The organism is Agrobacterium sp. CG160-95, assembly GCF_053521725.1.
The window spans coordinates 90,438-103,692 of sequence record NZ_JBNWDU010000006.1 but is presented as its reverse complement, the minus strand read 5'-3'; the positions used below and the strand labels follow the sequence as shown (position 1 = coordinate 103,692).

General features: G+C 59.7%; 11 protein-coding genes. 9 read left to right on the top strand and 2 right to left on the bottom strand.

All coding sequences use genetic code 11. The features are described 5' to 3' along the window. The first annotated feature begins 138 nt into the window (after window positions 1–138). The 7 genes from ACQZ63_RS20145 to ACQZ63_RS20115 all read left to right on the top strand — a co-directional run bounded on the left by ACQZ63_RS20145 (window position 139) and on the right by ACQZ63_RS20115 (window position 8,302). The gene (locus ACQZ63_RS20145) at window positions 139–3,135 is read left to right on the top strand and encodes a 2-oxoglutarate dehydrogenase E1 component (protein ID WP_113556161.1); all 2,997 of its coding nucleotides are present in this window, start codon (window positions 139–141) and stop codon (window positions 3,133–3,135) included. Window positions 3,136–3,188: 53 nt separating this feature from the next. Continuing rightward, window positions 3,189–4,421: a 2-oxoglutarate dehydrogenase complex dihydrolipoyllysine-residue succinyltransferase gene (gene odhB / locus ACQZ63_RS20140; protein ID WP_113157537.1), complete on the top strand. Its 1,233-nt coding sequence runs from the start codon at window positions 3,189–3,191 to the stop codon at window positions 4,419–4,421. A 68-nt stretch (window positions 4,422–4,489) separates the two neighbouring features. Next, complete coding sequence (locus tag ACQZ63_RS20135) at window positions 4,490–4,903, top strand: MAPEG family protein (protein WP_111790497.1); 414 nt, start codon at window positions 4,490–4,492, stop codon at window positions 4,901–4,903. Between the two features lie 14 nt (window positions 4,904–4,917). Then, entirely contained in the window at window positions 4,918–5,562 is a 645-nt protein-coding gene (locus ACQZ63_RS20130) for a LysE family translocator (protein WP_003516732.1), read from the top strand. Between the two features lie 64 nt (window positions 5,563–5,626). Continuing rightward, a complete protein-coding gene (gene lpdA, locus ACQZ63_RS20125; protein WP_019566054.1) occupies window positions 5,627–7,033 on the top strand; it encodes a dihydrolipoyl dehydrogenase in 1,407 nt (468 codons plus the stop codon). A 112-nt stretch (window positions 7,034–7,145) separates the two neighbouring features. Next, window positions 7,146–7,646: a cytochrome b gene (locus ACQZ63_RS20120; RefSeq protein WP_013636883.1), complete on the top strand. Its 501-nt coding sequence runs from the start codon at window positions 7,146–7,148 to the stop codon at window positions 7,644–7,646. 167 nt (window positions 7,647–7,813) lie between these two features. After that, window positions 7,814–8,302: a DUF2867 domain-containing protein gene (locus tag ACQZ63_RS20115; RefSeq protein WP_113556162.1), complete on the top strand. Its 489-nt coding sequence runs from the start codon at window positions 7,814–7,816 to the stop codon at window positions 8,300–8,302. Here ACQZ63_RS20115 and ACQZ63_RS20110 read toward each other — a convergent pair. Then, window positions 8,286–9,380: a TraB/GumN family protein gene (locus ACQZ63_RS20110; protein ID WP_013636881.1), complete on the bottom strand. Its 1,095-nt coding sequence runs from the start codon at window positions 9,378–9,380 to the stop codon at window positions 8,286–8,288. The two genes, ACQZ63_RS20115 and ACQZ63_RS20110, sit on opposite strands and share 17 nt — an antisense overlap. An 80-nt stretch (window positions 9,381–9,460) precedes the next feature. Further along, window positions 9,461–10,408 carry a tyrosine recombinase XerC gene (locus ACQZ63_RS20105; RefSeq protein WP_113556163.1) on the bottom strand — a complete coding sequence of 316 codons (948 nt, stop codon included), beginning with the start codon at window positions 10,406–10,408 and terminating at the stop codon, window positions 9,461–9,463. A gap of 144 nt (window positions 10,409–10,552) precedes the next feature. Here ACQZ63_RS20105 and ACQZ63_RS20100 point away from each other — a divergent pair, with 144 nt between their 5' ends. Together ACQZ63_RS20100 and ACQZ63_RS20095 are read left to right on the top strand one after the other, a co-directional pair. Beyond that, on the top strand, window positions 10,553–12,769 hold the full coding sequence (locus tag ACQZ63_RS20100) for a primosomal protein N' (protein ID WP_113556190.1): 2,217 nt from the start codon (window positions 10,553–10,555) through the stop codon (window positions 12,767–12,769). 77 nt (window positions 12,770–12,846) lie between these two features. Next, entirely contained in the window at window positions 12,847–13,233 is a 387-nt protein-coding gene (locus tag ACQZ63_RS20095; RefSeq protein WP_019566060.1) for an AGROH133_08824 family phage infection protein, read from the top strand. Window positions 13,234–13,255: the final 22 nt, after the last annotated feature.

The window sequence follows — 13,255 nt, the reverse complement described above, 5'->3', positions numbered from 1 at the left end:
GCCACGCTGCCCGAAGCCGCAAAGAACGACAGACAGACGGCATACCGCTCCGGCGGCAGACAGCAATAATCAAGCGGCAGGCCGATAAACGGCCCTAACGGCATCGAGGAGGCGGACGGACAAGTCCGCAAGAACACAATGGCAAGGCAAGAAGCGAACGAGCAGTTTCAGATCACGTCGTTTCTGGACGGCGCGAATGCAGCCTATATCGAGCAGCTCTATGCCCGGTACGAAGAGGATCCCTCTTCCGTGTCGCCGGAGTGGCAGAGCTTCTTCAAGGCGTTGTCCGATAATCCGGAAGACGTGAAGAAGGCAGCCAAGGGCGCCTCCTGGAAGCGCGCCAACTGGCCGATCCCGGCAAACGGCGACCTGGTATCCGCGCTTGATGGCAACTGGGCTACGGTCGAGAAGGCCATCGAGAAGAAGGTTCAGGCGAAAGCCGAGGCCAAGAGCGCCGATACCGGCAAGGCCGTCAGCCCGGCCGAAGTGCTTCAGGCGACCCGTGACAGCGTCCGCGCAATCATGATGATCCGCGCCTACCGCATGCGTGGCCATCTGCACGCCAAGCTCGACCCGCTCGGCATCGCCAGCGCCGTTGAGGACTATAACGAGCTTTCGCCGAAGTCCTATGGATTCGAGGAAAGCGACTACGACCGCAAGATTTTCATCGATAACGTCCTCGGTCTCGAATACGCGACCGTGCGCGAAATGGTCGACATTCTCGAGCGCACCTATTGCTCGACGCTCGGCGTCGAATTCATGCATATGTCCAACCCGGAAGAAAAGGGCTGGATCCAGGGACGCATCGAAGGTCCGGACAAGGGTGTGGACTTCACGCCGGAAGGCAAGAAGGCGATTCTGTCCAAGCTCGTCGAAGCCGAAGGCTACGAGCAGTTCCTCGACGTGCGTTTCAAGGGTACGAAGCGTTTCGGCCTCGATGGTGGTGAATCGCTGATCCCGGCACTTGAGCAGATCATCAAGCGCGGCGGCCAGGACGGTCTGGAAGAAGTCGTGCTCGGCATGGCTCACCGCGGCCGCCTGAACGTTCTGACCAACGTGATGGGCAAGCCGCACCGCGCCGTGTTCCACGAGTTCAAGGGCGGTTCGTTCAAGCCTGATGACGTCGAAGGTTCCGGTGACGTGAAGTACCATCTCGGTGCCTCCTCAGACCGCGAATTCGACGGCAACAAGGTTCACCTCTCGCTGACGGCCAACCCGTCGCACCTTGAAATCGTCAACCCTGTCGTCATGGGCAAGGCCCGCGCCAAGCAGGACCAGCTTGCCAAGACATGGGACGGTGACATCATTCCGCTGTCGGAACGCGCCAAGGTGCTGCCGCTCCTGTTGCACGGCGATGCCGCTTTTGCGGGTCAGGGCGTGGTAGCCGAAATTCTTGGCCTCTCCGGCCTGCGCGGTCACCGCGTTGCCGGTACCATGCACTTCATCATCAACAACCAGATCGGCTTCACGACGAACCCGGCCTTCTCGCGCTCGTCGCCCTATCCGTCCGACGTTGCCAAGATGATCGAGGCGCCGATCTTCCACGTTAACGGCGATGATCCGGAAGCGGTGGTTTATGCGGCAAAGGTTGCAACCGAATACCGCATGAAGTTCCACAAGCCTGTCGTCATCGACATGTTCTGTTACCGTCGCTTCGGCCATAACGAAGGCGACGAGCCTGCGTTCACGCAGCCGAAGATGTACAAGGTCATCCGTGGCCACAAGACTGTCGCCCGCATCTATGCTGACCGCCTGATTGCAGAAGGCCTGATCACCGAAGGCGATTTCGAGAAGATCAAGGCCGATTGGCGCGCCCATCTCGAGCAGGAGTTCGAGGCAGGCCAGTCCTACAAGCCGAACAAGGCCGACTGGCTGGATGGTCAGTGGTCCGGTCTGCGCGCCGCCGACAATGCCGATGAGCAGCGTCGTGGCAAGACCGGCGTGCCGATGAAGCAGCTGAAGGAAATCGGCAAGAAGCTGTCGACCATTCCGGAAGGCTTCAGCGCACACCGCACGATCCAGCGCTTCATGGAAAACCGTGCTCAGATGGTCGAGACCGGTGAGGGGCTGGACTGGGCGATGGCTGAGGCTCTGGCCTTCGGTTCGCTGGTCGTAGACGGCCACAAGATCCGCCTGTCCGGTCAGGACTGCGAACGCGGCACCTTCTCGCAGCGCCACTCGGTTCTCTATGATCAGGAGACTGAAGAGCGTTACATCCCGCTTGCCAATCTTTCGCCGACGCAGGCCCGCTACGAAGTCATCAACTCGATGCTTTCGGAAGAAGCGGTTCTTGGTTTCGAATATGGCTATTCGCTTGCCCGCCCGAATGCACTGACGCTCTGGGAAGCCCAGTTCGGCGACTTCGCCAACGGCGCCCAGGTTGTGTTCGACCAGTTCATCTCTTCGGGTGAACGCAAGTGGCTGCGCATGTCCGGTCTCGTCTGCCTCCTGCCGCATGGTTATGAAGGTCAGGGTCCGGAACATTCGTCCGCCCGTCTGGAACGCTGGTTGCAGATGTGCGCCGAGGACAACATGCAGGTTGCCAACGTTACGACGCCGGCTAACTACTTCCATATCCTGCGCCGCCAGATGAAGCGTGACTTCCGCAAGCCGCTCATCCTGATGACGCCGAAGTCCCTGCTGCGTCACAAGCGCGCCACCTCGTCGCTTGCGGAGCTTGCAGGCGAGTCCTCCTTCCACCGTCTCCTGTGGGACGATGCGGAGGTCATCAAGGATGGTCCGATCAAGCTGCAGAAGGATTCGAAGATCCGCCGCGTCGTCATGTGCACGGGCAAGGTCTATTACGATCTGCTCGAGGAGCGTGAAAAGCGCGGTATCGACGACATCTACCTGCTGCGTGTCGAACAGCTCTATCCGTTCCCGGCCAAAGCGCTCATCAACGAGCTTTCCCGTTTCCGTAACGCGGAAATGGTCTGGTGCCAGGAAGAGCCGAAGAACATGGGTGCGTGGTCGTTCATCGATCCCTACCTTGAATGGGTTCTGGCGCATATCGACGCCAAGTACCAGAAGGTCCGTTACACGGGCCGTCCGGCTGCCGCCTCTCCGGCGACCGGCCTGATGTCCAAGCATCTGGCGCAGCTTGCTGCGTTCCTGGAAGACGCGCTGGGAGAGTGATAACTCTCCCGCATCGCCCCGCAAAAAAGACACCCGAATAACGGAACTAGATCATGGCCACTGAAATCCGCGTACCAACCCTCGGCGAATCCGTCAGCGAAGCGACCGTCGGCACCTGGTTCAAGAAGGTCGGCGATACCGTCAAGGCCGACGAACCTCTCGTTGAACTCGAAACCGACAAGGTTACCGTCGAAGTTCCGGCGCCCGCCTCCGGCGTGCTGACCGAAATCGTCGTGCAGAACGGCGAAACGGTCGGTCTCGACGCCCTTCTCGGCCAGATCGCCGAAGGTGCTGCCGGCGCTGCAACTTCTGCACCCGCGGCAAAGCCTGCTGCGCCTGCTGCTGCACCGGCACCCGCCGCAGCCGTTGCCGCCGCTCCGGCTGGAAGCGTCATGCCGCCGGCACCGGCCGCCGGCAAGCTGCTTGCTGAAAACAACCTTTCCGCCGATCAGGTCGACGGTTCGGGCAAGCGTGGCCAGGTTCTGAAGGGCGACGTTCTCGCCGCTGTTGCCAAGGGTGTTTCGGCACCTGCCGCCGCTCCGGTCGCTGCTGCTGCTCCCCGTCCGGTTTCGGCCGAGCAGGATCAGGTTCGCGAAGAGCGCGTCAAGATGACCCGTCTGCGCCAGACGATCGCACGTCGCCTTAAGGATGCACAGAACACGGCCGCCATGCTGACCACCTATAACGAGGTGGACATGAGCGCCGTCATGGATCTGCGCAACCGCTACAAGGACGTTTTCGAGAAGAAGCACGGCGTCAAACTCGGCTTTATGGGCTTCTTCACCAAGGCCGTGACCCACGCGCTGAAGGAACTGCCCGCCGTCAACGCTGAAATCGACGGCACGGACATCATCTACAAGAACTATTGTCACGTCGGCATGGCTGTCGGCACCGACAAGGGTCTCGTCGTTCCGGTCATTCGCGATGCCGACCAGCTCTCCATCGCTGGTGTCGAAAAGGAACTCGGCCGTCTCGCCAAGGCAGCGCGCGATGGTTCGCTCGGCATGGCCGACATGCAGGGCGGCACCTTCACCATCACCAATGGCGGCGTCTACGGTTCGCTGATGTCCTCGCCGATCCTCAACGCGCCCCAGTCCGGCATCCTCGGCATGCACAAGATCCAGGAGCGTCCGGTCGCCATCGGTGGTCAGGTCGTCATCCGTCCGATGATGTATCTTGCGCTCTCCTACGATCACCGTATCGTTGACGGCAAGGAAGCCGTGACCTTCCTCGTTCGCGTCAAGGAAAGCCTCGAAGATCCGGAACGTCTGGTTCTCGATCTCTGATCGGTCTTGCTTTTCGTTTCAGCGGGGTTTCAAGTCGATCCCGCTGAAATGCCATCAGGAGAGCGAAAGTGCAGCCGACATTTCTTGCCGCGTCACCCTTTTTGCCGCTGATCGGGCTCAGCGTTCTGCTGCTGGCCGCCCACATTGCGCTGCAGGGAATGACGGCAACGCGTGAATTCGGGCTGGACTGGAATGCCGGTCCGCGGGATGCTGAAAAGAAGCCGCAGGGCAGGGTTGCCGGACGCGCCGCGCGTGCCTCGGCGAATTTTCGCGAGACCTATCCCGCTTTCATTGCGCTCGCCTTCGGTGTCATCATGGCCGGCGATCCGTCCGGGCTGGCCTTCACTGGCGCTTTGCTCTGGCTGATCTGCCGGGTGGTCTATATTCCACTTTATCTCGCTGGTGTGCCCTATATCCGCTCGCTGGTCTGGCTCGGTTCGATGCTCGGTCTTGGGCTGATGCTTTTCGTGTTGATGTTTTAGAGGTTGATTTTCCCATGCATCAGTATCTGATCGAACTTGCATCCCTGATGGCGATTTTCTTTTTCGCGATCGTTTCTCCCGGCGCCGATCTGGCGATGGTCATGCGTCAGGCCATGGTGCATGGGCGCAAGCAGGCCATCATCACCAGCTTCGGTGTTGGCACATCCCTGATGTTCCACGTCACCTATACGATCCTTGGACTTGGTCTCATCATTTCCCAGTCGATCTATCTCTTCAACATCGTCAAGTGGTTGGGTGTCGCCTACCTGATCTATATCGGCATCAAGGCGCTGCGCGCAGGCAAGACCGAATTGCCGGCTGCGGAAGGCGAAGATGGCGTTCGGGCCAGAAGCGGCCAGACTGCATTGAAGGCCTTCACGCTCGGTTTTGCCGCCAACGCGCTTAACCCCAAACCGGTGTTTTTCTTCCTGTCGATCTTTTCGACGGTGGTTCACGCGCATACGCCTGTTGGCATCAAGTTCGGATATGGGCTCGTCATGGCAAGCTGCCTTATCCTGTGGTTCGTCGGCGTCAGCCTGTTCATGACGACGCCTCGCATGCGCGCAGCTTTTCAGCGCGCCAGCCAATGGATCGACCGCACCAGTGGCGTGGTCTTCATCGCTCTCGGTATAAAACTCGCAACGGAAAAAGCGGCCTGAGTTTCAGGTCAAACGGAAGCAGGGCGGTTCAAAATCCTGCCCGCAATCAATCAGGAACAGAAACATGGCATATGATGTAGTGGTAATCGGTACGGGTCCCGGCGGTTATGTTTGCGCGGTCAAGGCGGCACAGCTTGGCTTGAAGGTCGCAGTGATCGAAAAGCGCGCGACCTATGGCGGCACCTGCCTCAATGTCGGCTGCATTCCTTCCAAGGCATTGCTGCACGCTTCCGAAACCTTCGCGCATGTGGCCCATGGCGTTGATACGCTTGGTATCGAAGTCGCCGCTCCGAAGCTGAACCTCGAGAAGATGATGGGGCACAAGGACAGCGTGGTGAAAGCCAATGTCGACGGCGTTGCCTTCCTGTTCAAGAAGAACAAGATCGATGCTTTCCAGGGCACGGGCAAGGTTGTATCCGCCGGCAAGGTCTCCGTCACCAACGACAAGGGCGAGAGCCAGGAAATCGAAGCCAAGAACATCGTCATCGCCACCGGTTCTGATGTTGCTGGTATTCCCGGCGTCCAGGTGGATATCGATGAAAGCGTCATCGTTTCCTCCACCGGCGCGATTGCGCTTTCCAAGGTTCCGGAAAAGCTCATCGTGGTGGGCGGCGGTGTCATCGGCCTCGAGCTTGGTTCGGTCTGGTCGCGTCTTGGCGCGAAGGTCACCGTCGTCGAATATCTCGACACCATTCTCGGCGGCATGGATAGCGAAGTCTCCAAGCAGGCTCAGCGTCTGCTCGCCAAGCAGGGTCTCGATTTCAAGCTCGGTGCCAAGGTGACGGGCGTTGAAAAGACGGGAACCGGCGCAAAGGTGGTGTTCGAGCCGGTCAAGGGTGGCGCGGCTGAAACGCTGGAAGCCAACGTTGTGCTGATCTCCACCGGTCGCAAGCCCTATACCGAGGGTCTCGGTCTTGCGGAAGCCGGTGTCGTGCTCGACAGCCGCGGCCGTGTCGAAATCGACGGCCACTTCAAGACCAATGTGGATGGCATCTACGCCATCGGCGACGTGGTGAAGGGCCCGATGTTGGCACATAAGGCGGAAGACGAGGGCGTCGCTCTTGCGGAAATTCTCGCCGGCCAGCGCGGCCATGTGAACTACGATGTCATTCCGGCCGTGGTCTATACGCAGCCGGAAGTCGCTTCCGTCGGCAAGACGGAAGAAGAACTGAAGGCCGCTGGTGTCGCCTACAAGGTCGGCAAGTTCCCCTTCACCGCCAATGGTCGCGCCCGCGCCATGCAGGTGACTGATGGGTTCGTGAAGATCCTCGCTGACAAGGAAACCGACCGGGTTCTCGGCGGCCATATCGTTGGTTTCGGCGCTGGCGAAATGATCCACGAGATCACCGTGCTTATGGAATTCGGTGGTTCCTCGGAAGATCTCGGCCGTACCTGCCATGCGCATCCGACCATGTCGGAAGCGGTGAAGGAAGCGGCGCTGGCAACTTTCTTCAAGCCGATCCATATGTGATTGTAGCCAATATTAAATTTCAGCCATAAAGCGAACCCCGGCTTGCAATGCAGGCCGGGGTTCAGCATATTTGCGCCATAGCCTGTCTAACCTTTTGATAAAAGGCAATAAAATGGCGTCCTCCACTCAAGTTTCCTTCTCCGTTCCGCAGCGTATCCTTCACTGGACGATGGCGCTTCTGATCTTCTTCAACCTGTTGTTTCCGGACGGCATGGCCCATGCGTATCGGTTGATGCGGCGGGGTGAAACGCTGACGCCGGACCAGATCTCCTCGGCCAATATTCACGCGTATGTCGGCTTTGCCGTCCTGTCCCTTGCGGTTCTGCGCCTCTGTCTGCGGTTTTTCCAGGGGGTGCCGCCGCATCCCGCCAATGAACCGCGCGCTTCTCAAATCGCCGCGAAGGTCGCGCATTTCACCTTTTACGCGCTGTTTTTTGCCCTGCCATTGTCGGGCATTGCGGCCTATTATTTCGGCGCGCGAGTAGCAGGAGAATTGCATTCCGGGCCGTTCAAGGGGCTGATGTGGGTGTTGATCGCCGGCCACGTCGCCGCAGTTCTGGTTCACCAGTTCTACTGGCGCACCAATGTTCTGAAGCGTATGACGCACGGCTAAAGCACTCCCGCTTTTCCAAAAGCGAGAACGCTCTATCTCTCTGTCTCTTCGTATTTTCTGAAGCTAAACCCGCTCGAATTGCCATTAGCGGCGGTTTGTCACGTTCCTGGATGATCGGAAATAGTGATGATGAGCCTCGCCACACAAGGCGGCAATGAGGTTATGGGATGCGGGATAGCGAAGACATATTGCCGGGCGCGGACTGGCGGGATTGCTTTGAAGGAGAGATGGTGACGGCCGTATCGAGTTCACTCGATGTGAGCAGACTACTCCTCGATCATCCTCCGGCATGGATCAGCGGCCTTATGGCGCTTCGAAACCGTCTCGTATCGCTTTTTGGTCTCAGAACGGTCGAGCTGGCGGCGGGTACTTCGGCGGGCGGATTTCCAGTGCTGTCGTCTACTGCGGACCGGACCGTGCTCGGCTTCGACGACAACCATCTCGATTTCCGTATCGTCGTCGATGTGGAACAGGAGCCTGGTCGGCAGATCGTGAAGGTCACGACTATCGTCCGGCGCAATAACCTGTTCGGGCGTCTCTATCTTTTCGTCGTCGGGCCGTTTCATCGTCGCATCGTGCCGGCGACGATGCGGCCGTTTTGCGCCAATGTCCGCCCCGTCAAGACCGGAGACGAGTGGATCAGTCGACCCGTGTGAGGGTAAAGCCCTGCGCACGCAGGAGTTCAATTACGCCTTCTTCGCCCGGCAGGTGCAAAGCGCCGACGGCCATGAAGACATTGCCTTTGGCAAGCTCAGGGGCCGATCGCTCCGCCATGACGTGGTTGCGATCGGTGATGATGCGTTGCTCGAAGGCGGCGTAGCCCTGGTCATTTTCAGACGCTTTCTTGGGATCGATGCTCTTCAGCATGGGCATGGTCATGCCGATATCACCGCTGACATAAAGATCGGTCATTGTCGTCATGATGTCATCCATGCGGTCGCCCAATTCGAGCGTTTCGATCAGCGCCTGCAGATGAAATTCCATTGGCAGCTCAGACATGGCCGCAAGCTGCTCCACCATGGTCTCCAGCCCGACAAGATGCTTTCCGTCCGCGACCGCATCTTCAGCGAGCTTCTTATCCAGGAAAGACAGGCCAGTGGCCTTGCGGGCAAATTCGCAGGCGGGAAGGGCGACGAAACTCGACAGCATCCATGGCTTCATGCGCGAAACGGCACTCAGCGGAATGCCGCGCTCCTTAAGACCCTTTTCAAGGCGTGCGACATTTTCGGGTGACAGGATGTCGGTGATCGACTTGCCGTCCAGAAACATGGTGAGGTCGGGTCTTGTCAGCAGCGATGCCGCAATTTTCTTGTCATCGACGATTTCGTCCGATTCCACGATGACCGTCGCGGCTTTTTCAAACGCGGGTGTTGCGGCGGCTGGCATGCCAAGAACACGTGGATCGGTGACATGCATGGTGCCGAGAAGAAAGGACGGTGCCGTCCCAGCTTTTTCGATGCGCCAGAAGTTGCCCTTGCCGTTCGGGATAGCTGCCGCTTCCTGTTCGATCTTCGCGAAGCCCTGCGGGTCGCTCTTGCGCATCTCCACGAGAATATCGCTGCCCGTGCAGCTTATCTCCTGTTCGGCGGCTTGCGCCTCACCCAACGATAGCAACGTCGCGAAGAGGATTGCGACAGCAGTGACGTGCAGCGCGGCGAGCAACCAGAGCAGGGTGTCGCCGGTCTTGCCCATCAGGGTGGCGGTGAGATTTTGTGGCTTTATCAGGCTTTGCATAGGTACTATCCGGTTCTAGTCCACTTATAGAACGGCGGCTTGGACGTCTGATTAATGACTATGGTTAAGCATTTCCTGCTTCATGCGCGCGGGTGGGCATTATCGTAGATTTCCAGCAATCTTGCGGTATCGACGCCGGTATAGATCTGCGTGGTGGAGAGGCTGGCATGGCCGAGCAGTTCCTGAATGGTGCGCAGGTCGCCGCCGCCGGCCAGTAGATGGGTGGCGAAGGAGTGGCGCAGCGCATGCGGTGTGGCGTTTTCCGGCAGGCCGAAAGCGCCACGCAACTTCTGCATCTCGCGCTGGATGATGGCAGGTTGCAGCTTGCCGCCGCGCGCGCCTAGGAATAGCGGCTGGTCGGCAGCCAGATGATAGGGGCAGAGCTTTTTGTAGGCCTCAACCGCTTCCGTTACCACCGCCAGCAAAGGCACCATCCGGGTCTTGTTGCCTTTGCCGGTGATGCGAAGGCTGCGGGCGTCGGGCGTGAAATCGGCCGGAGCCAGCCCGAGCGCCTCGGAGATGCGAAGACCGCAGCCATAAAGAAGCGAGAGAACCGCAGCGTTACGGGCGGCAATCCACGGCTCTTCATTCAATTGTGCCTCGGTGGTGGTTATTTTCAGCGCCTGCCGGTCCGTCAGCGGTTTCGGCAGAGATTTCGGCTGTTTCGGCGAGCGCATGGCGGTGGCCCCGGCCGCATTCACCAGACGTTTCTTTTGCAGATAGTGGAGAAAGGAACGCAGGCCCGCCAGATGCCGCCCCAGCGAGCGTGCGCCGGCGCCTTCCCTGCGACGACTGGCCAGAAAGGCGCGAAGATCGACCGGGCGCAGATCGGCGATATCGGCGATTGAAGCTGACTTGCCGATGTAACCGGTGAGGAATGTCAAAAACTGGCGAGTGTCGCGCTCGTAGGCCTCGACGGTATTGTCCGCAAGGCGGCGTTCACCGGCAATCGCGGCAAGCCAGGATTGGCGCTCGTTCAAGAGATCGGGTGTGGCAAAAGTCAGAATTTCGGTCACGGGGCGCTCCATTCCTCTCCCAACGCTATGCCCTTATGGTCAGTATTTGGTTAAGGCTTGCGCCTGGGCTTTGCATCTGGCGTGGACTTTACCGGGGTCAGCCATTACATCCGGGCGGTTTCCTTTTTCATTCCGCCGGGGCATGTTCGCCACATCATGGCAAAAGATTCGTCCGATCTGTTTGGGGCTCTGTTCGACCCGCCGTCGCTCACGCGCACGGTGCCCGTTCTCGTGCCGATGCCGGCGCCTGGACCCTACAGTTATGCCGTGCCTGACGATATGGTGGTGGAGACCGGCTCCATCGTTCAGGTGCCGCTTGGACCACGGCAGGTCTTCGGCGTGGTGTGGGACGATGCAGGAGAGAAGAGCGTCGATCCGAAAAAGCTGCGGCCCATCACCAAGAGTTTCGAGTGCCCGCCGCTGAAAGCGGAAATGCGGCGCTTCATCGACTGGGTTGCTGCCTACACGCTTTCTCCGCCCGGCCTTGTGGCGCGCATGGCCCTACGCGCGCCCGCCGCCTTCGATCCCGAGCCTATGATCGAGGGGCTGCGGCTGACCGAAGGCAGGCCGGAGCGGCTTACTCCCGCCCGCGAGAGAGTGATGGAACTGGCGGCCCAGGGCCATGGCTGGACGAAGAGCGGCCTTGCCCATGCCGCCGGCGTTTCTACCAGCGTTGTCGATGGTCTGGTCAAGCAGGGCGTATTCGAGACGGTTTTTCTGCCCGCGCCGCCTGTTGTGGCCGAGCCTGATCCTGACTATGCCGAGCCGCGACTGGAAGGCCCGCAGAAACAGGCGGCATCGGAAATTCTCGAGGATGTGCGCAAGGGTGGTTTCCATGTTTCACTGATTGATGGTGTGACCGGCTCCGGCAAAACCGAGGTCTATTTCGAGGCGGTGGCGGAAACGCTGCGACAAGGCAAGCAGGTCCTCATCCTGTTGCCGGAAATCGCGCTGACGGCGGCCTTCCTGGATCGCTTTCACGACCGCTTCGGCGCCAAGCCAGCTGAATGGCATTCTGACCTGTCGCCGCGCATGCGCGAAAAGGTCTGGCGACAGGCGGTGACGGGTGAGGTGAAGGTGGTGGCCGGCGCGCGCTCGGCGCTGTTCCTTCCCTTCGACAATCTCGGCCTCATCATCGTCGATGAGGAGCATGACCCGGCCTACAAGCAGGAAGACCGCGTCTTTTACAACGCCCGCGACATGGCGGTCGTCAGAGCCCGGATCGGGGATTTCCCGGTGGTGCTGGTCTCCGCCACGCCGTCAGTGGAAAGCCAGGTCAACGGCAGTTCTGGCCGCTATAACACCATCCATCTGCATACGCGCTTCGGCGATGCGGCGATGCCCGATCTGCATCTGATCGATATGCGTCGCCATCCGCCGGAAAGGGGAGGGTTTCTTTCGCCGGTTCTCCTGCGCGGCATCGGCAAAACCATCGAAAAGGGCGAGCAGTCCCTGCTCTTTCTCAATCGTCGCGGTTACGCGCCGCTGACGCTCTGCCGGGTCTGCGGTCACCGTTTCCAGTGCCCGCAATGTTCGAGCTGGCTGGTGGAGCACCGGTTCCGCAATCAACTGCAATGCCACCAGTGCGGTCACAACGAGCCGACGCCGGACCATTGCCCGGAATGCGGCACCTTCGATCATCTGGTGGCCTGCGGGCCGGGGGTAGAGCGGATCGCCGAGGAGGTGGAGAAACACTTTCCCGAGGCCCGCACCATCGTGCTCTCCTCTGACCTGATGGGCGTCAAGCGGCTGCGTCTGGAGTTGGAGGCGATCGTCAAGGGAGAGGCGGACATCGTCATCGGCACGCAGCTGGTTGCCAAGGGGCACAACTTCCCCCTTATGACGCTTGTCGGTATTGTCGACGCCGATCTCGGGCTTGCCAATGGCGATCCGCGCGCAGCGGAGCGAACGTTCCAGCTGCTCTCGCAGGTGACCGGTCGCGCCGGGCGAACCGGGCTGAAAAGCCACGGCCTGTTGCAAACCTACCAGCCGCAACACCCTGTCATGCAGGCAATCGTGTCCGGTGATGCATCTGCCTTTTACGAAAGGGAGATCGTGGAGCGGGAAAAAGCCGTTCTTCCGCCTTTCGGACGGCTTGCCTCAATCATCGTTTCCGCCGATACGCGTGCGGAGGCCGAAACCCATGCGCGGGGTTTAAGGGCGGCAGCACCGCAGGTTACGGGCATCATGCTGCTCGGCCCGGCGGAAGCGCCGCTGGCGCTTATCCGTGGCCGGCACCGTTTTCGCCTGCTGGTGCATGGGCGGCGCAATTCCGACATGCAATCCTTCCTTCGAACGCTTCTGGCCAATGGCCCGAAGGAACGGGGCAGCGTGCATGTGCAGCTCGATATCGATCCGCAAAGTTTCCTTTGAACTTTATCAATGGGGACGTTTTCCCGCTGTCATGACCGTGTCATAACGCAGCAGGCAAAAATGATTTGGGGAACGAGATGGAGTTTTATTTTCCCGCCGAATTCGGCGAGCAGCTGGCCTTCGGCGCTGCGGTGGTGTCGGTCGTGATCGGCCTCTTTTTCATGTTTGCACCAGGCGTTACTCTGCGTGCCTTCGGTCTGCAGGCGATCGGCGAGCGCCGGGATGGTTACGCGCTTGTGCGCTCGTCGCTTGCCGGTTTTTATCTCGGCCTCGGTGCTTCCGCCCTGCTTCTGGCGCAGCCCATGGTCTATCTCGCCTTCGGTGCGGCTTTCGGTCTCAGCGTGTTCGGCGGCATTCTCTCCATTCTCTCGGATGGAGGCGCAACAGTGCGGAATTTCATACTTCTGGTTGTACACCTTCTGTTGTCTGCACTGTCGTTGAGCTACGTGTTCGGACTGGTCTGATACGGGCTTTTTGGCTTTTGTG